The 18,036-nt window shown below is 71.5% G+C and carries 17 protein-coding genes and 1 pseudogene; 9 read left to right on the top strand and 9 right to left on the bottom strand.

What is annotated here, in order from left to right:
• Window positions 1-414 precede the first annotated feature (414 nt).
• A complete protein-coding gene (locus tag ACZ51S_RS06095; RefSeq protein ID WP_468479933.1) occupies window positions 415-1,608 on the bottom strand; it encodes a threonine aldolase family protein in 1,194 nt (397 codons plus the stop codon).
• Between the two features lie 747 nt (window positions 1,609-2,355).
• Here ACZ51S_RS06095 and ACZ51S_RS06090 point away from each other — a divergent pair.
• Entirely contained in the window at window positions 2,356-3,474 is a 1,119-nt protein-coding gene (locus tag ACZ51S_RS06090; protein WP_468885794.1) for a terpene synthase family protein, read from the top strand.
• A gap of 15 nt (window positions 3,475-3,489) precedes the next feature.
• Here the strand turns inward: ACZ51S_RS06090 and ACZ51S_RS06085 are convergent, their stop codons facing one another.
• The 6 genes from ACZ51S_RS06085 to ACZ51S_RS06060 all read right to left on the bottom strand — a co-directional run bounded on the left by ACZ51S_RS06085 (window position 3,490) and on the right by ACZ51S_RS06060 (window position 8,432).
• Window positions 3,490-4,935, bottom strand: a complete 1,446-nt coding sequence (locus tag ACZ51S_RS06085) for a cytochrome P450 (protein WP_468479931.1) — start codon at window positions 4,933-4,935, stop codon at window positions 3,490-3,492.
• Window positions 4,932-5,555 (bottom strand): GTP-binding protein, encoded by a 624-nt coding sequence (locus ACZ51S_RS06080; RefSeq protein ID WP_468479930.1) that lies wholly within the window; start codon window positions 5,553-5,555, stop codon window positions 4,932-4,934. Before ACZ51S_RS06080 ends, ACZ51S_RS06085 begins: the two co-directional genes overlap by 4 nt.
• A complete protein-coding gene (locus ACZ51S_RS06075) occupies window positions 5,536-5,850 on the bottom strand; it encodes a DUF742 domain-containing protein (protein ID WP_362055927.1) in 315 nt (104 codons plus the stop codon). Before ACZ51S_RS06075 ends, ACZ51S_RS06080 begins: the two co-directional genes overlap by 20 nt.
• 38 nt (window positions 5,851-5,888) lie before the next feature.
• Entirely contained in the window at window positions 5,889-6,278 is a 390-nt protein-coding gene (locus tag ACZ51S_RS06070; RefSeq protein WP_468479929.1) for a roadblock/LC7 domain-containing protein, read from the bottom strand.
• A gap of 20 nt (window positions 6,279-6,298) precedes the next feature.
• Entirely contained in the window at window positions 6,299-7,702 is a 1,404-nt protein-coding gene (locus ACZ51S_RS06065; RefSeq protein WP_468479928.1) for an ATP-binding protein, read from the bottom strand.
• A 454-nt stretch (window positions 7,703-8,156) separates the two neighbouring features.
• Window positions 8,157-8,432 (bottom strand): hypothetical protein, encoded by a 276-nt coding sequence (locus tag ACZ51S_RS06060; RefSeq protein WP_468479927.1) that lies wholly within the window; start codon window positions 8,430-8,432, stop codon window positions 8,157-8,159.
• Window positions 8,433-8,510: 78 nt separating this feature from the next.
• Between ACZ51S_RS06060 and panD the strand changes: the two genes are divergently transcribed.
• The 5 genes from panD to ACZ51S_RS06035 all read left to right on the top strand — a co-directional run bounded on the left by panD (window position 8,511) and on the right by ACZ51S_RS06035 (window position 12,211).
• A complete protein-coding gene (panD, locus tag ACZ51S_RS06055; RefSeq protein WP_468479926.1) occupies window positions 8,511-8,930 on the top strand; it encodes an aspartate 1-decarboxylase in 420 nt (139 codons plus the stop codon).
• Between the two features lie 17 nt (window positions 8,931-8,947).
• Complete coding sequence (locus tag ACZ51S_RS06050) at window positions 8,948-9,289, top strand: GNAT family N-acetyltransferase (protein ID WP_468479822.1); 342 nt, start codon at window positions 8,948-8,950, stop codon at window positions 9,287-9,289.
• The gene (locus ACZ51S_RS06045; RefSeq protein WP_468479821.1) at window positions 9,283-9,903 is read left to right on the top strand and encodes an arylsulfatase; all 621 of its coding nucleotides are present in this window, start codon (window positions 9,283-9,285) and stop codon (window positions 9,901-9,903) included. The genes ACZ51S_RS06050 and ACZ51S_RS06045 overlap by 7 nt, the downstream gene beginning before the upstream one ends.
• 759 nt (window positions 9,904-10,662) lie before the next feature.
• Window positions 10,663-12,012 carry a transglycosylase family protein gene (locus ACZ51S_RS06040; RefSeq protein WP_468959882.1) on the top strand — a complete coding sequence of 450 codons (1,350 nt, stop codon included), beginning with the start codon at window positions 10,663-10,665 and terminating at the stop codon, window positions 12,010-12,012.
• A gap of 25 nt (window positions 12,013-12,037) precedes the next feature.
• On the top strand, window positions 12,038-12,211 hold the full coding sequence (locus tag ACZ51S_RS06035; RefSeq protein ID WP_468960218.1) for a hypothetical protein: 174 nt from the start codon (window positions 12,038-12,040) through the stop codon (window positions 12,209-12,211).
• On the opposite strand, the pseudogene ACZ51S_RS06030 reads toward ACZ51S_RS06035, so the two are convergent.
• Window positions 12,133-12,849 (bottom strand): annotated as a pseudogene (locus ACZ51S_RS06030) (DMT family transporter); the annotation flags it as partial. The gene ACZ51S_RS06035 and the pseudogene ACZ51S_RS06030 sit on opposite strands and share 79 nt — an antisense overlap.
• Window positions 12,850-13,131: 282 nt before the next feature.
• On the opposite strand from ACZ51S_RS06030, the gene ACZ51S_RS06025 reads away from it, so the two are divergent.
• The 3 genes from ACZ51S_RS06025 to ACZ51S_RS06015 all read left to right on the top strand — a co-directional run bounded on the left by ACZ51S_RS06025 (window position 13,132) and on the right by ACZ51S_RS06015 (window position 16,494).
• The gene (locus ACZ51S_RS06025) at window positions 13,132-14,607 is read left to right on the top strand and encodes an SDR family NAD(P)-dependent oxidoreductase (protein WP_468479818.1); all 1,476 of its coding nucleotides are present in this window, start codon (window positions 13,132-13,134) and stop codon (window positions 14,605-14,607) included.
• A 546-nt stretch (window positions 14,608-15,153) separates the two neighbouring features.
• The gene (locus ACZ51S_RS06020) at window positions 15,154-15,330 is read left to right on the top strand and encodes a hypothetical protein (RefSeq protein WP_468479817.1); all 177 of its coding nucleotides are present in this window, start codon (window positions 15,154-15,156) and stop codon (window positions 15,328-15,330) included.
• Between the two features lie 180 nt (window positions 15,331-15,510).
• Window positions 15,511-16,494 carry an NAD-dependent epimerase/dehydratase family protein gene (locus tag ACZ51S_RS06015; protein ID WP_468479816.1) on the top strand — a complete coding sequence of 328 codons (984 nt, stop codon included), beginning with the start codon at window positions 15,511-15,513 and terminating at the stop codon, window positions 16,492-16,494.
• Here the strand turns inward: ACZ51S_RS06015 and ACZ51S_RS06010 are convergent.
• Window positions 16,480-17,919, bottom strand: coding sequence for a lipase maturation factor family protein (locus ACZ51S_RS06010; RefSeq protein WP_468479815.1), 1,440 nt, complete (start codon window positions 17,917-17,919; stop codon window positions 16,480-16,482). The genes ACZ51S_RS06015 and ACZ51S_RS06010 overlap by 15 nt on opposite strands.
• Window positions 17,920-18,036: the final 117 nt, after the last annotated feature.

Raw genomic sequence — 18,036 nt, 5'->3', positions numbered from 1 at the left:
GAGGTGCTGGTCACACGCCCGCGCCGCCGAGACCCAGCGGGCCGGCCGCCGACATGTGCCCGCCGAGGTCTCGGACGAGGAATACCTGATCACGCTGAAGTACTGCAGCGCATGATGCGCAACGCGGGAGGAACGGTGTCCCCGGCCTGACAGACACCGCGGGCAGCCGCCGGAGACAGGCACCTGTGCGGCCACCAGCGGTCCTTGGAGGCGGAGGCGGAGGCGGAGGCGGAGGCGGGGGCCGCCCCTCGGCCGTACGGCCGCGTCACCGGCGGCGGCAGCGGCGGAGCCGCCTCCTCAGACGATCACCGAGCCTGCCGGCGAGCCGTGGGAGCCGGCACCGGACGCCCTGTCCGCGCTTCTCCTGCCCCGAGGCCGGGACGCTCGCCCGGCCTCTCGCGCCTCCGCCGCCGTCTACGGGTGGTTCGCGGAGAAGGAGGGCGTTTTTCCCAGGGCTTCGATCGTCGCCTCCATCTCGAGGACCTGACGGCGCAGCCGCACCAGTTCCTCCCGCTCGGCCGTGGTCAGCCCGCCCGCCGGCCCATCGCCCCGCTCCACCTCCAGTTCCTCCGCTATCGCCGCCGCGAACGCGTCCACGTCGGCCTCGGTGGTGTCGAAGGAGGTCATCCAGCGGACCTCGCCGGCCTGCTCGTCCCAGGTGTAGAAGCGGAAACGCTTCTGAAGACGCTCGGTCACGGCCGGCGGCAGGACGGCGAAGATCTGATTGGCCTGCACCGGGCGGGCGATCTCCAGGCCCGGCAGTTCGCGCACCGCCTCGTACAGCCGCCGGGTCATCGCGTTCGAACGGGCCGCCGAGCGCAGCCAGAGGTCACCGCCCAGCAGCGCCTCGAACTGCACCGACATGAACCGCATCTTGGAGCCCAGCTGCATGCTCGTCTTGCGCAGGTGAGCCATGCCGCGCACCGCGTCCTCGTTGAGCACGATCACCGCCTCGCCGAAGAGCAGCCCGTTCTTGGTGCCGCCGAGCGAGAGGACGTCCACGCCGACGTCGGTGGTCATCTCGCGCAGGGACACACCGAGGGTGGCGGCGGCGTTGGCGAGCCGGGCCCCGTCCAGGTAGACGAGCATGCCGAGGCCGTGCGCGTGGTCGCAGATCGCACGGATCTCGTCCGGCGTGTAGCAGGTACCGAGCTCGGTGGACTGGGCGATCGAGACGACCTTGGGCCGGGCCCGGTGCTCGTCCTCGAATCCCCATGCCTGCCGGTCGATCAGCTCGGGGGTGAGCTTGCCGTCCCAGGTGGACACCGTCAGGAGCTTGATCCCGGCGACCTTCTCGGGCGCCCCGCCCTCGTCGACGTTGATGTGGGCCGACTCGGCGCAGACCACGGCCTCCCAGCGGTCGAGCATGGTCTGGAGCGCGACCACGTTCGCGCCGGTGCCGTTGAAGACCGGGTACGTCTGCGCGGTGGGGCCGAAGTGTCCGCGCACCACTTCCTGGAGGCGCTCGGTGTAGACGTCGGCGCCGTAGCTGACCTGGTGGCCGCCGTTGGCCAGGGCGATCGCCGCAAGGACCTCCGGGTGCGCCCCCGCGTAGTTGTCGCTGGCGAAGCCGCGCTCGTCCGGGTCGTGCCGTCGCTGTACGGTCATGGTGCTCGCTTACCTGTTTCGGTTGTACGGGTGTGACAGATGCGGTTCGGGCGGGCGCCGGCCGCGCCGGCCTTCTCCAGGCCGCGCACCAACCGCGGCACGGCGGCCCCGCGGCGACGACGACCGCAGCCCCGTCCCGGTCCCGGGCAGAGCTGTACGGACCGGAACGGTGACCGCGGTCCTGATCGTGATCTTTCTAGCCGGGCGCCTTGAGTCCGGTCAATGGATCACCGCAAAAACATCTGCGAGAGCGTACCCGAACCGCATATTTTCCTGAACGGAAACGGTTCGGCGGGGCTCCTGTGACGGTGAAGCCGCCGTGCTCGCGCTGCCGACGCCGCGGCGGTGATCGACGCGGCCACCGCGGCCGGGCTGCGGGTCGGGCCCCCGCCGGAGACCGCCCTCGGGACCGGCATCCAGACCGCCCGTGGCGTCGTCCGGAGGGGCGTCCCGTCTCGTGGCCCCGCGCGGGCGCGCATGCCGACTGACGATCATTGGTTGATCATGGCCAGCTTCTGGATCGAATTTGAGCCAAGTTGACCCAGAAAGATCGTTTCATTCCCCTCAAACCGGCCTAAATCACGGGCCGAGCACGGCTGTGTGGGGTTGCGGAATGGCCGGGGTGGGCGCACGTTTTGGAGCTCGCCCACCGCGCGCGGGTTCTGACGTCCGCCCCTGCAATTGCGCAGGGCGCGCCGGGGCGACACGCAACACAACGAGGCGCGCCGAAAGGGAAGCAGGGATCTCATGACAGTGCAGGCCATCAAGCTGCCCATACTGAGGATGCCGTACCCGGTGCGGGTGAATCCGTACCTGCTGGCCCTGCGCGAGGAGACCGAGACGTGGGCGCGAGAGATGGGCATGCTGGACAGCGGCGGAGCACCGCCGGCCCGCCGGGCGATCTGGACCCTGTCCCAGTTCCACGCCATGGCCGTTGACCAGCTGACCGCCTGGGCTCTTCCTGACGCCTCACTCACCGACCTCCGGCTCAATCACCGGCTCAACCTCTGGGCTCTGGCCTGGGACGACTACTTCGCCTCCGCCTTCAAACGGACGGGCGACCTCACAGGCGCACAAGCCTTCACCGCCCGCCTCCATGCCTTCATACCGCCGGAGCCGGGCGCCCGGTTGCCGGAGCCGACCAACGCCGTCGAAAGGGGCATGGCCTACCTCCAGCAGCGGCTGTTCCCCCCGAGAATGGCGCACTGGCGGCAGGGGCTCAACCGTGCCCTGGCAAGGTACATCGACGCGGGAGTTCAGGAACTGGCCAACAGCCGCGCCGGCCGTGTCCCGGACCTCATCGAGTATGCCCAGTTCCGCCGTGAAAGCTTTGCCGCCTATACCGCCCCCTACTCCGTCGAACTCTCCACCGGAGCACGGATCCCTGAGCGGATCCGGCACAGCCGGGCCTTCCGCGCACTGCTCGACGCCTTCATGGACTACATGGGAATGGCGAACGACATCGCCTCCTATCAGCGGGAAGTCCATGACGAACACGACGTCAACAACCTCGTCATAGTCCTCCAGACATCCCTGCGCATCACTGTCCAGGAGGCGATGCACGCGGCCGCCGATCTGGTGACCGCCCGGCTGCGCCACTTCGAGCACCTCACACGGAGCGAACTGCCCCCGGTCGTCCAGCGAGCCGGGTTGAACCACGGCGAACGGATCGAGCTGGAGGCGTGGCTCCGGGGAGCCCGCAGCTTCCTGTCCGGCCTCCACGCGTGGTACACCGGGGCGCCCCGCTACGCTCCGGCGGACGGTCCGTTCCCGGCGCAACGGACTTCCGCCGCCGCTGCGCCCACCGTCGAGCGGTGTGTCTCAGCGTCATCAGGCCCCACGACGTCGACGGCGCGCGTGAACTGATGCGGGCTGCGAGGCCTACAGCCTCCGCAGGAACCACCTCAGCCGCGCCCGCCACGAGGTGCGGGGTTCGGTCGGACGCGACAACTGCTCCTCTGGCAAGGGCCATTGCGGCGCCGTCGGAACACCGCTGCTTGGCGGGGGCGCGGCCGGCAGCGGTGTCAGGACATCGTGGGCTTCCGGACTGCGGGACGCGAACTTCACGGGTAGCGCCGTCAGATGCCGGGACCAGGTGGAGGAGCGCCAGGTGAGGTCTTCCTCGGGTACGGCCAGGCTGATGTCGGGAAGCCGGGTGAGCAGGATGTCGATGCCGGTGTCGGCGATGACGCGGCCGATGTCCTGGCCGGGGCACTCATGCGCGCCGGCGCTGAACGACAGGTGCGCGCGGTTGTGGTGCACGCGGGTCGAGGGGTCCGGGCGGACCACGGGATCGACGTTCCCGGCGGCCAGGCCCAGCAGGAGCATGTCTCCCGCCTTGATCTGCTGTCCTCCGAGGGAGGTGTCACCGGTGGCCCAGCGGCCGGGGCACACCATCAGCGGTGGCTCGTCCCAGAGCACTTGCTCCACTGCTTCCGGCAAGGTCATCTGGCCCCCGGCCAACGACCCGCGGAACCGTGGGTCGGTGACCGCCATTCGCAGTACGTTGGACATGAGATTGGCGGTCGTCTCATAGCCCGCGAGCAGGATGAGACGCAGGTGGTGCTGCACCTCCTCGTCCGTGAGGCCGGCCGGGTGGGCCATCAGCACGGATGCGATGTCCTGCCCGGGCAGAGCGCGCTTGGCGACGACGAGCTGTTCGAGGGTCTCCAGCACATAGGCGTTGCTCGCGAGCGACGTTTCGGTTCCCTTGAAGAGGTCCCGGGCGGCGTGCACGAGCTTGGGACCGTACTCGTCCGGCATTCCGAGCAGGTGGGTGAGGACGAGCATGGGCAGGTGCTCGGTGAACTGACCGACCAGCTCCGCCCTGCCCGTTTCGCAGAAATCATCGACCAGCTGGTGCGCGAAGCGGGTGATGTGGCGGCGGATTCCGCGCTGGTCGAACTGGTTGAGGCCGGCCGTGACCGCGCCCCGCAGGCGCTGGTGCTCTTCGCCGTCCGCACATACGCAGTCGGGTCGCCAGCCGATCATCGGCACCAGTGGCGAGGTGGTGGCGTCGATCTCGCCACTCTTCCAGCCGTGCCAGGTGCGGGGGTCGCGGGAGAACTGGGTGGAGCGGCTGGCCACATCACGGTTCTCGAGGTATCCCAGGACGAGCCAGGCCCGTACGTCCCCGTCGAGCAGGACGGGCGCCACCGGACCGTGGGCGGCACGCAACTTTTCGTACAGGCCCATGGGGTCGGTCTCGGCCGCGACGCCCCAGAGCGGGGTCGCCGCGTCGAGTCCCGTGGCGGTGTGTGCCGGGCAACCCGGAGGCGGGGTGAGCCCTGGTTCCGTGGAGGTGTGGTCAGTGGGTGGGACGGTCATACGGACTCCTGAGCGGCGGCGAGGGTGCACAGGTAACCCATCAGCGAGAGCAGGGCGTCGCGGCTGGACGACCGGTCGCGTGCGTCACAGGTGATGATGGGCACCGATTCGTTGAGCGCCAGAGCGGTACGCAGGGCTGGTACCGGGTGCTGCGGCGCCTCGGGGAAGGTGTTGACGGCCACGACGAAGGGGACGCGGCGGTCTTCCAGACGGGTGATGATCTCGAAACAGACTTCGATCCTGCGGGTGTCGACGAGGACCACGGCACCGAGCGCGCCTTCGAAGATGCCGTTCCACAGGAACCAGAAGCGCTCCTGTCCCGGCGTCCCGAAGAGATAGAGGATCAGCTCCTCGTTGATGCTGATGCGACCGAAGTCCAGAGCAACGGTCGTGGTGTTCTTGCGTTCCGCACCGGGATTGTGGTCGATCCCGACGCCGGCCTGAGTCATGGATTCTTCGGTGGTCAGGGGCGGGATCTCGCTCACCGCCCCGACCATGGTCGTCTTGCCCACCCCGAAGCCGCCGACGATCACGACCTTGACCCCCCTGGCGCCGTGCGGCAGCAGCACGTCCGAGCGGCGGGGGCCGGCGGCGGGAGCGTCAGAGCCTGCGTAGTCCATGGATCACCGCCTCCAGAAGGCCGAGTTCGGGGACCGCCGCGACGGGAACGGGAGCAGTGGCCTGCACCCGCTCGTTGTCCACGAGCTTGGAGAGCAGCACCGTGATGACGCTGAACGGCAGGCTGAGGTACGCGGAGATCTCGGCCACCGACAGCGGGTACTGGCACATGGTGAGGATGGCCGCCTGCTCGGGCTGCATACCGGGTTCGGGTGCGGACCTCGATGAGATGAGGGTGACCAGGTTGAAGGCTTTGGCGGAGGAACCCGGGCCACCGGAGATGACATAAAGCGGCACGGGACTGCCTTCGTCCCATGCTTTCCGGTTCTGTGACGTCACATCGCCTGCCCGACGTCCTCACGAGGCGGGCTGGTCATGTGCTGGCCGATCCTGACCACCAGCGTGCGCATGCGGTCGCCCAGCAGGCCCGCGTCCACCTCCGCGTCGGCCAGCACCGCGAGATTGGCCCCGGGACCGGCCGCCATGAGGGAGAAGTACCCGCCGTCGACTTCGATTCCCACCATGTGGGTCGAGCCGTCTCCGTGCGGGAACTTCTGTGCGATGGCCTTCGCCAGGCTTTGGATTCCCGAGCAGGCGGCGGCGATCGCGTCAGCGGTGTCGGGCTCCGTGTTCGCTTGACCGATGCACAGACCGTCCGATGACAACACGACCACGTGTCGCACGTACGGGACGCTGGTTGCCAGCTCCTTGAGCATCCAGTCCATGTTGGGCAGTGGCGGCACGGTTACTCACCCTCGTCTGATGGCTCGTTGGTTCGAATGGAAGGGCCCGCACTCGGCCTCTTCTCGCCGCTGAACGCCTCCCACATCAGGCCCGGCTGCCGGGGTGCGCCGGCCGTTCCCGGGGTGGCGGCCGGAGCGGCCGGCGGATGGGGGGTCGTGCGGACGACCGGTGTGGGGACGGGTGACTCGCGTCGCCGTTGAGGCAGTCCGTTGACCGTCTTTTCGGCCCCGACGGAACCCGCTGCGGCATCGTGCGTCATCGTCGGCCTCGGCGCGGCCGGTGTGCCCGTGGGCCTCGGCGTGAACTGCTGGACTTTCGAGGCGGGCTGCTGAACCGTCGTGATCAGGCGCCGCGGAACGAGCACGACGGCCCGCACGCCCCCGTACGCGGAGGTGCGCAGGTCGACGTCGAGGCCGTGCTCGCGGGCCAGCCGGCTGACGACGGGCAGGCCGAGCTGCGTCGCCTCGCCCAGGTCGGCCAGATCCATGCCGGACGATGCCTGAGCCATGACGCGGTCGACGCGCTGGCGGGCCTCTTCGGTGAGCCCGACACCACGGTCCTCGATCTCGATCGCGACACCGGAGGGCACCTCGCTCGCGGTCACCTCGACCGGGGCGTGCGGCGGTGAGAAGGTAGTGGCGTTGTCGAGCAACTCGGCGAGCAGGTGGATCAGCGGCTCGGCTCCCTGGCCGATCACAGCCACCTCTGTCACCGACTGCAGCTTCACGCGGGGATAGTCCACGATGCGTGACATGGCCCCTCGCACGATGTCGTAGAGAGGGATCGCCTTCGACCACTGACGCCCGGGCCGGGCGTCACCCAGTACCGCGATGCTGGCCGCAAGGCGCCCGATCAGGGCGTTGCGATGGTCGATGTCCTGCAGGCCATGGGAGACCACTACATCCGTGCCGTGCAGGATCTGCATGTCGCGCAGGTCCTTGGCGAGTTGATGCACGATCGCCTGGACCCGCCGGGCGATCGCCACCAGTGCCCGCTGCGACGAGTCCCGTGTGCGTTCCTCGGCCTCCACGGCTTCCAGGAGCGTCCGCAGAGCTGCCCGGAGCGCTTCGGCGAACTCGCTGTCGAGATGTTCCCCGAACGGGACGGACTGCAGGATCTCCGAAGGGGGCTCACCCTTCTGCAGGCGGGCGACAGCCGCGGGGAGGAGCTCTTCGGCGAGCCATACAGTGGTGGCCCGCTGATCGGACAGGCGTGCGAGCAGCACGGTCTCGCGTTGCGCGTAGTACCGCTGCACCTCGGCATTGGCCCGTGCGTAGCGGGCCGCCTCCGCCAAGTGCGTCCGGCGCGCCGTCTCAGCCGAAGCGACGGCCGTCAGGACGACCGCGACGAGGCCGCACCAGGCAACCGGCGTGCGTATCTGGGCGGGTACAAAGATCAGCGCCACAACGCAGGCCCCGGCCAGAACACCAGGGGGGATAAGCCATGCTGGAGCCACTGCACGTGGCAGCGCTCTAGGGGTTGAACCTGCACGAACCATCGAAGGGTCCCTAAACAGTCTGGAATTGGTGGACTGGGCGTGATGCGGCGCGCCGACAAGAACGGTCGGGACTTCGCTCGACCGGGCAGAGATGTTCCAATGGGTGCGCCCGACGGGCCGGTTCGAGATCGCATCGGTGGTCACGCCTCCCGCGGCCAGGCTCCGTCTGCGCGCAATGCGACGTTCGACTCGCGGTGAGTGCAGTGCAACACGCGAGGCGAGCATAGTCAGTTCGGGTACGCCAGGTGGCCTTGACTGGAACGGAAGTCTCCGTTGATCGATCTGGACCCGTAGTTGATCGATCACCGCCGTGACGCGCACTGCGCATGCATGGAATCGACCGTATCCAGCAGCTTGCTGCTCATGGCTCCCAGCTCCGGCCTCCGGCGCCTCCAGGTCCGTGCGCTTGAGCGAGTTCGCGCGCATTGGCTGCCCCGTCCAGGGCCATGTCGCCGCCGACGGGCAGGCCGACGGCCGTGTCTTCGCGGCGGCGAGGCGGGGTGGCGCCGGCGGATGCCTCCGTGGTCCAGGCGTCGACCACGCTGCCGCGTTCCAGGAGTGCCACGGAGTCCATGGCGAAGGTTCGGCAGTCGGTCAGCGCGAGTCCTGAGAGAGCTGGGGAGAGCTGACCGGACATGCGAATGGCTGTAATCTGCGGGGACCGCCCTTGACCTGCAATGAGCAGGCAGGGAGCAGACACACCGGGAGTATTCGCATGCTTCGTACCATGTTCAAGTCCAAGATCCACCGAGCCACCGTGACGCAGGCCGACCTGCACTACGTGGGGTCCGTGACCATCGATGCCGATCTGCTCGATGCCGCCGACCTGCTGCCCGGGGAGCTCGTCCACATCGTGGACATCACCAACGGGGCGCGGCTCGAGACGTACGTCATCGAGGGGGAGCGGGGGTCCGGCGTCATCGGGATCAACGGGGCCGCCGCGCATCTCGTGCACCCCGGGGACCTGGTGATCCTCATCAGCTACGCCCAGGTGGACGACGCCGAGGCGCGGGCGCTCAAGCCGCGCGTCGTGCACGTGGACGGGGACAACAGGATCGTCGAGCTGGGGGCGGACCCGTCCGCCCCGGTGCCCGGGACGGACCAGGAGCGCAGCCCTCATTCCGTGGCTGTCTGAGCTGAAGGAGCGGGGCCGTGGCGATCGAGCTGGTGGACGAGCGGAAGGCCGGGCGGCTGCTGGCCGTCGAGGACCGGAGGGTGGTCGGGTTCATCGCGTACTTCGTGCTCGCGGCGGAACCCCACGCCCTGGTGGCGGTGCACACCGTCGTGGAGCCGGGGCAGGAGGGCCGGGGGATCGGCGCGGAGCTCGTGAAGGGGTTCTACGGGATCGCCGCGGCGCAGGGGGTGCCCGTCGTGCCGCTCTGTCCGTACGCGGCGAGCTGGGCCGGCCGGCATCCCGAGCAGGCGCCCGAGGCGCCGGCCGCGGTCGTCGAGGCCGCCCGGGCGCGGCTGGAGCGGGACGCCGACCTGTGGTGACCGGGCTGACGCTGCTCCACACCTCCCCGGTGCACGTCCCGGTCTTCGAGGCGCTGCGCGAACGGGAGCACCCGGGGGCCGTGCTGCGGCATCTGGTGGTTCCCGAGCTGCTGGACATGGCCCGGGAGCGGGGGCCGGAGGCCGTGGAGGCCGAGGTGCGGGCCGTGCTGGCGGAGTGCGGCGGGCCCGTGCTGGTCACCTGCTCGAGCATCGCGGGCGTCGCGGAGTCCCTGGCTCCCGAGCTCGGGTTCCCGGTGCTCCGGGTGGACCGGCCGATGGCCGCCGAGGCCGTGCGGAAGGGCCCGCGGATCGTCGTGCTGGCCTCGGTGGAGTCGACCCTGGCGCCGACCGGGGCCCTGCTGGCCGAGGAAGGGGCACGGGCCGTGCGCAGCCGGGTGGTGCCGGGCGCCTGGGAGCGGTTCACGGCCGGGGACGAGGACGGGTACCTCGCCGCGGTCGCCGGGGCCGCGGACGCCGTCACGGACGCCGACGTCATCGTCCTGGCGCAGGTCTCCATGGCCGGGGCCGCCGCCCTGGTGCGGACCCGCGTCCCGGTGCTGTCCAGCCCCGCGGCGGGGCTGGCCGTCGCCCTCGCCGGGGGGCGTACCGGCTGAGATCGGGGGAAGGTGGGCGGTATGGTGCGAAAACTTGAGCAGACGCAGCCGCCCGTACCGGACCCCGGGCCGGGCCCCAACCCGTTCCCGCCGCTGCCGGACCCGGAGCCCGTGCCGCGCCCCGTGCCACCGGTACCGGGGCCGGTACCCGAGCCCGACCCCGTGCCCCCGCCCCCGGGGCCCGCGCCGATCCCGCAGCCGGGGCCGCTGAGCTGACGTCCGGGTGCGGGGCAGGACCCGTACGGTGACCTCGCCGGGCCCGTACGCGGCCTGCCGCGCGCCCGCGGTCCTGGCCCGTGCCCGGCCGGGAGCCGGAGACCCCATGCCCACAGGTTGTCCCTGACCGGCACCGGGGCCCGCCGGCCGCAACCCGTCGATGCCGAGATCCGTGTCATGACGGCGCCGGGCTTCGGGCCCTTGCAGGCCGGCGGTGGCCGAAAGGCGCGCCGGTCGGCTCCCGTCTCGTGGACCACGCCCGCGTGCTCCTGGAGGAGCAAGGCGCGGGTGCCCTCCGCGCCGACGGAACGCCGTGCGCCGCGTTCCTTGACCGTCTTGACCAGGTCGGTGGCGGTGGCGAGCCGCCGGACGCGGTAGGGATTCCCCGGCCCCGCAGCTCCCCCGTCTCCGGTGTGGGCCGACCGGGGTCCGACTCCCGCGTGAGCGTCAACTCACCTCGTGGGACGGCTGGTTGTCGCCCTTGTCAGACCATCGGGCCGCCGTTAGGTTGTGCGGTTCCTGATGTCTTCCAGGGGGGCTCCCATGGGTGTACGGGGCCGGCACCGCCGGTACCAGCCGAGCAGCATCAACCGGGCCTCGCTCGCCGTCACCGCCGGCGGCGCCGGCATCGCGCTCCCCCTCATGGGAGCCGTGGACGCGCAGGCCGCCTCCGGGGACACCTGGAACAAGGTCGCCGCCTGCGAGTCCACCAACAACTGGAAGACGAACACGGGGAACGGCTACTACGGCGGTCTCCAGTTCAGCCAGAGCACCTGGCGCGAATTCGGCGGCACCGCATTCGCCCCCCGGGCCGACCTGGCCACCAAGGACCAGCAGATCGCGGTCGCCGAGAAGGTGCTCAAGGGGCAGGGGCCCAAGGCGTGGCCCGCCTGCGGGCCCAAGGCCGGACTCAGCCGCAGTGCGGCCGCCCCGCAGACCGGCGCCGCTCCCGCCAAACCCTCCGCGACGCGGGCGAAGCCGCCGCAGGGGCAGGCGCCCAAGGACCGGATCCAGCCGACCAAGGCCACCACCGGGGCCCCCGTCAGCACGCCCAGCCCGACCGGGACCTCCGTCCTGCCGCACCCGTACGTCGTCGCCCCCGGGGACTCCCTCTCGACGATCGCCTCCGAGCAGCACGTGGAGGGCGGCTGGCAGGCCCTGTACGAGACGAACCGGTCGACCGTCGGCGGCAACCCGAACCTGATCTTCCCGGGTCAGCGGCTCACCCTCCGGATCACCACCGCCCCGCCGGCCCAGAACCCGGAGAAGCCGCCGCGCACCGCCGAGCCGGTCAAGCCCGTGGAACCGGCCGCGCCCAAGCCGGAGCAGGCCAAGCCCGAACAGGCCAAGCCCGAGCAGCAGAAGCCCGAACAGGCCAAGCCGGCCGAGAAGCCGAAGCCCGCCGAGACGCCCAAGCCCGGGCCCGAGCCGGCCGCCAAGCCCGCCGGCAAGCCCGTCTCAGCGGAGCAGAAGCCCGCCTCGGGCAGCGGCGCCTTCACCTCGCCCGTCGACTCCGGCATCGGCACCGCCTACCGCGTCGCGGGATCCTCCTGGTCCAGCGGCTACCACACGGGCATCGACTTCCCGGTGCCCACCGGCACCAGCGTCAAGGCGGTCGGACCCGGCACGGTCCAGTCGGCCGGCTGGGCCGGGGCGTACGGCTACCAGGTCGTCATCAAGCACACTGACGGCCGCTACTCCCAGTACGCCCACCTGTCCGCGCTGGGCGTCAAGGCCGGCCAGCAGGTGTCCGGAGGCCAGCGGATCGGCCGCTCCGGCTCGACCGGCAACTCCAGCGGGCCGCACCTGCACTTCGAGATGCGCACCGGACCCGGCTACGGATCCGACATCGACCCGCTGAAGTACCTCCGCGGCAAGGGCGTCGGAATCTGACCCGCGCACGTGCGGCGGCACGGCCGTGAGCAGCACCAGGCCGGCCGCCGCCGCGGCGCCGCACACCAGCGCCGCCACCGCCCCGGCGGTCCCGTACCGGAAACCCTCGTCGAACAGCGAGACCCCGACCGCGGCGGCGACCACCGGGTTGACGACGGTCACCGTGGCCAGCGGGGCAGTCAGCCCCGCCCCCCGGTAGGCGGCCTGGGACAGCAGCAGCCCGCCCGCCGCCAGCACGGCGATCGCCGCGAGGTCCGGCCACAGCGAGCCCGGGGCCCCGGGGGAGAAGCCCTCGGCCACCGACTTCGTGAACACGGAGCCCATCCCGAAGGCCGTACCGGCCGCCGCGGCCAGAAGCACGCTGCGCAGCACCGCCCGCCGCATCCGCCCCGCCGCCGGGACCAGCGCCGCCGCCCCGGCCGCCGTCAACGTCAGCAGCAGGCTCCGCTCACCGCCCGAGAGGGCCTGGTCCCCGCGGCCGTCCCCGCCCGTCAGGGCGAGCAGCCCCGCCAGGCCCGCCGTCGCCAGCAGCGCCCCGCGCCACGCCGCCGCGCCCGCCCGGCGCCGTACGAAGACGGCCGCCATCGGAAGCGCGAACACGATGGTCAGCGCGCCGAGCGGCTGGACCAGGCTCAGCGGACCGTACGCCAGCGCCACCACGTGCAGCAGTGCGCCGAGGCCGTTCAGCGCGACCGCCGCCCACCAGCCCGCACGGCGCAGCGGGGCGCAGGGGCGGTCCGGCGAACTCGCCGCGACGTGTTCCTGGACGATCGCGCCCGCCGCGTAGGCGACGGCGGAGACCAGGCAGAGCAGAACCGACAGGGCCAGGGCACTCATGAGATCCACCATGCCCGAACGGGAGACGCTCTTCATCCGCCCGGAGGAGTCTTGATCGCGGGCCGAGTCATCCTCCTGACATACACCAGCGGGAGTACGCGCAAGCCGCCCGAGGGGGGGACGAAGCCGCTTGATCCCTTCCATACCGTGACGGCACGCTCGCGGTCGGTGAAGCCGGCGGGCACGGGTTTGGTTCCGGGCGTGTCGGATCCGTACAGTTGCGGTTTTGAGGACTTCCGCAGCAGGCGGACGCGGACGAGCGAGCAAGGAACGGCAGCGGCCATGACGGTGACCGAAGACAACCACGCATACGGGCCGGGCATCGACCCCGAGCGCCTCGCCGTCTGCCTCAGCGTGCTCGACGAGCTCGACAAGATCGACGTCGACCACCCCGACGCCATCACCGTACGCCGTGCCACCGCCGGCATCTACCGGACGGTCAAGCAGCGCCGCCGCCAGGAGCGCCGCGCGGCCAAGACCGCCAACGACAGGGCCGTCACCGAGGCGACCGCGACCGGCTCCGCCGAGCGCATCGACGACGAGACGGAGGGCATCCTGCCCTCCTCCGTGACCGAGGCCGGCCGGATCGCCGGGATACTCCAGCGCCCGCGCTCCTGCTACGTCTGCAAGACGCGTTACGTCGAGGTCGACTACTTCTACCACCAGCTCTGCCCGGCCTGCGCCGTCGAGAACCGCACCAAGCGGGAGGCCCGCGCCGACCTCACGGGCAAGCGCGCGCTGCTCACCGGCGGCCGGGCCAAGATCGGTATGTACATCGCGCTGCGCCTGCTGCGCGACGGCGCGCACACCACGATCACCACCCGCTTCCCCAAGGACGCCATCCGCCGCTTCAAGGCGATGGAGGACTCGGCGGACTGGCTGCACCGCCTCGAGGTCGTCGGCATCGACCTGCGCGACCCGGGCCAGTCCGTGGCGCTCGCCGAGCAGGTGGCCGAGGCCGGCCCGCTCGACATCCTGATCAACAACGCGACGCAGACGGTGCGCCGCCTGCCCACCGCGTACGCCGCGCTGGTCGAGGGGGAGAGCGCCCCGCTCCCCGCCGGCGAGCTCCCCGCCCACCACGTCATCGGTGCCTTCAACTCCGGCGCGGTCGACGGCCTGTCGGCGCTGCCCGTCGGCGTGAGCGGGCTGGAGGCGCAGAAGGTCGCCGACCTCGCCCTGGTCGCGGGCAACGCAAGCCTGGAGCGGCACCTCGCCGGTACCGCCATCGACGCGGGCGGCCTGCTGCCCGACGTCGTCGAGAGCAACACCTGGGTGCAGACCATCGACCAGATCTCCCCGGTGGAGCTGCTCGAGACCCAGCTGTGCAACTACACCTCGCCGTTCATCCTGATCAGCGCCCTGCGGCCGGCCATGGCCGAGGCCGCCCGGAAGGCGTCCAGCGGGCGTGCGTACGTCGTCAACGTCTCCGCGATGGAGGGCGTGTTCAGCCGCGGCTACAAGGGTGCCGGGCACCCGAACACCAATGCAGCCAAGGCCGCGATGAACATGGTGACGCGGACCAGCGGCCAGGAGATGTTCCAGACCGACCGCATCCTGATGACCTCGGTCGACACGGGCTGGATCACCGACGAGCGCCCGCACTTCGACAAGCTGCGCCTCGCCGAGGAGGGCTTCCACGCGCCCCTCGACCTGGTCGACGGCGCCGCGCGCGTCTACGACCCGATCGTCCGGGGCGAGGCCGGCGACGACCTGTACGGGGTCTTCCTGAAGGACTACGCCCCCGCCAACTGGTAGGCATCCCCGCCCGAACGCCCCTGAGGGGCCGGCCCGTCTCGTCGAGACGGGCCGGCCCCTCACTCGTACGGGCGAACCCCGTACCGGCTTCGACGGGCCCGGCGGCCGCCGGTTCCCGCAGTGGTCACCGGCCCTCCCGCCGCCCCGGCGGCGCGCCGGAGCCGCCGTCCCGAGCGCGTGGCCGCCCCGGTGGGCGTGCGGGAGTTCCCCCGGCTCGCCGACACTGTCGACCGTGGGCAACTCCGACATGGCCGCACCGGCTCACTCCGCCGTCCGCGCGCACGCGCCACCGCCGCCGAGCAGATCGGCCCGGTGCGCGTGCCGGCGTACGACTTCCGGGAACCGGGGCGCAAAACGATCGGTTCGGCGCGGATTTTACCGTTCCATCGAGCGGACCCCCGCTCATATGTGTACCCTAAGGCGCAAGGTGCCCCACCCGGGCGCCGCTCCACCACGGCGCCACCGCGTCCGGACGACCATCTGATTTCCCTCCTATCCGGCGCGCGGCCCCGCCCGCCGGGTTACGCGACACATAGGGAGTGCGCGGTGACTGAGACGAAGAAGCCCGAACCGACTCTGGAACGCACGGGACGGGGGCCGACCACGAGCACGCGGTCCGACGAACTCGGCAGCCTCGAGGTCTGGGCCCGATCCGCACCCATCCGGCTGGCGGGCTACGAGGACGACCTGGCGGAGCCGCACATCCTGCCCGGCATCGACTGACGACACGGGCACCGGCCCCCGGGCCGGATCCCCCTACCCGCCCCCGCGCCCCACGGCGACGGGGGCGCGGCATGCCCGCAGTCCCCGCCCGCCGGTTCCCGGAGCTCCTACGCCGTCAGCGTCATCGCTGTCGGCGATCACGCCTTCTCCCGCCCCGCCCCATCCGGCAGGGTCGGACGCATGAGACTTCTGATGCTGGGCGGGACCGAATTCGTCGGGCGCGCGATCACCGAAGACGCCCTGGACCGTGGCTGGGACGTCACCGTCTTCCACCGGGGGCACCACGCGCCCCCGCCGGGAACCTCCGTGCTGCACGGCGACCGCACCGCCCCCGGCGGACCGGCCGCCCTCGCCGAGGGGGAGTGGGACCTCGTCGTGGACACCTGGGGCGGCGCCCCCACGGCCGTCCGCGACAGTGCCCGCCTGCTCGCGGACCGCGTCGGCCGGTACACGTACATCTCCAGCCGCTCGGTGCACGCCTACCCCGCCCCGGCCGGTCTCGCGGAGGACGGCCCGCTGGTCGAGGGCTCGCCCGACGCCGGCTCCACCGCGTACGCCGAGGACAAGCGGGGCGCCGAACTCGCCGCCCTGGACGCCTTCGGCGACCGTGCGCTGCTCGTGCGCGCCGGGCTGATCCTCGGCCCGTACGAGAACGTCGGCCGGCTGCCCTGGTGGCTGAACCGCGTCGCCCGGGGCGGCCCCCTCCTCGCTCCCGGCCCCCGCGAGCTGCCGCTCCAGTACATCGACGTACGCGACCTCGCGCGCTGGACCCTGGACGCGTCCGAGGCCGGCCGCGGCGGGGCCCACAACCTCGTCTCCCCGGTCGGCCACGCCACCATGGGCAGCCTCCTGGACGCCTGCGCCGCCGCCACCGGCACCGCGCTCGACCCGCGCTGGACCGACGCGGCCGTGATCCTGGAGGCGGGGATCGAGCCCTGGACCGAACTGCCCATCTGGCTCCCGGAAGGCGAGCTGTACGACTACATGTTCGGCGCCGACGTCACCAAGGCCCTTGAGGCGGGCCTCGTCTGCCGGCCGGTCGAGGAGACCGTCGCCGACACCTGGGCCTGGCTCCGGTCGATCGGCGGAGTCGCTCCGCAGCGCCCCGACCGTCCGGAGAAGGGGATCTCCGCGGAACGCGAGGCGGCGCTACTCGGGCTCTGAGGAGGCGGCTTCCGCGAGACGCGTCGGCGGCATGTACTCGCGGACCAGCCGGCGGTGCCACCAGGCGCCCGTCTCGCGCAGCTCCCGCCAGGTGGTGAACCGGTAGCGGTACAGCCTGGCCCGTACGAAGCGGGGCGGGGCGTCCGGGAAGGGGTTGTGACGGATCAGCCGCAGCGTGTCCCGGTCGCCCGCCAGCAGCCGCTCCACGAACGGCCCGAACCAGTCCCGCGCGTAGCCGGGCGAGAGGGCCGCGAACCACATAAGCCAGTCGAGCCGCAGGTGGTACGGGGCGAACTGGCGCGGCATCCGGCCCGGTTCGCCCGGCTTGCCCTTGAAGCCGTACTCGCGCCAGTCGCCGTCCTCGTGGGGGACTCGGTCGGCGGTGCCCTCGACCACCACCTCGTCGCGGGTCCGGCCGACGGTGCCGAACGCCCCGTACGTGTTGACCAGGTGCAGGGAGTCGAAGGAGCGGTTCATCACCTGGCGGCGCGAGACCAGATTGGCCACGGGATTGCGGCTCAGCACCAGCACCAGCACGGTCACGGCGCACACCAGGACCACGTACCAGACGGGCCCGCCCCGCGAGGCGGCGGCGGGCGGGGGACCGGCGAGCCCGGTGAAGTCCACCGCCGACAGGGCGAGCGTGATCGTCAGCCAGTTCAGCCAGGCGAAGTTGCCGGACAGCACCAGCCACAGCTGGGTGGCCACGATGATCCCGGCGGCGTACGAGGCCACCGGCTGGGGAGTGAACAGCAAGACCGGGAGCACGAGTTGGGTGAAGTGGTTCGCCGCGCACTCCACCCGGTGCAGCGGCTTCGGCAGGTGGTGGAAGAACCAGCTCAGCGGGCCCGGCATCGGCTGCGTCTCGTGGTGGTAGTAGAGGCAGGTCAGCCGGCGCCAGCAGGCGTCGCCGCGCATCTTGATCAGCCCCGCGCCGAACTCCACGCGGAACAGCACCCACCGCAGCAGCCACAGCACCAGCACGGGCGGCCCGACCCGCGCGTTGCCGAGGAAGACCGCGAGGAAGCCGGCCTCCAGCAGCAGGGACTCCCAGCCGAAGGAGTACCAGGTCTGGCCGACGTTGACGATCGACAGGTACAGCAGCCACAGCACCGCCCACATCCCCATGGCGGCGCCCAGCGGCACCAGGTCCCCCACCCCGGCGGCGAGGGCGGCGGCCAGGGCCGCCCCGGCCCAGGCGCAGCAGGCGAAGAGCCGGTCGGAATACCGCAGTTGGAACAGGCTCGGGGCGTGCCGGAAGGGCACGTACCGCACGTAGCGCGGGACGGGCAGCATGCCGTGCGCCCCGATCAGTGCCCGGAACTGCAGGGCGGCCCCGACGAAGGCGAAGACGTAGACGCCGGCCAGGGCCCGCTGGAAGACCAGCCGGCTCAGCCAGTAGCCGGGCGCGGTGAACCAGTCCATCCCCTCCAGTATCGGCCCCGGGCGCCCCGCTCGCGCGGCCGCGCCACGCGCCCGTGGCGGCCGGGGGCGGGCCGCCGGGTGCTTCGAACGCGCTCACCGGCCGGCCCCGGCGCCGCG

Source organism: Streptomyces sp. NPDC034043, assembly GCF_055575675.1.
The sequence above is the reverse complement of the archived record's forward strand: the minus strand, read 5'-3'. Positions and strand labels throughout refer to the sequence as shown.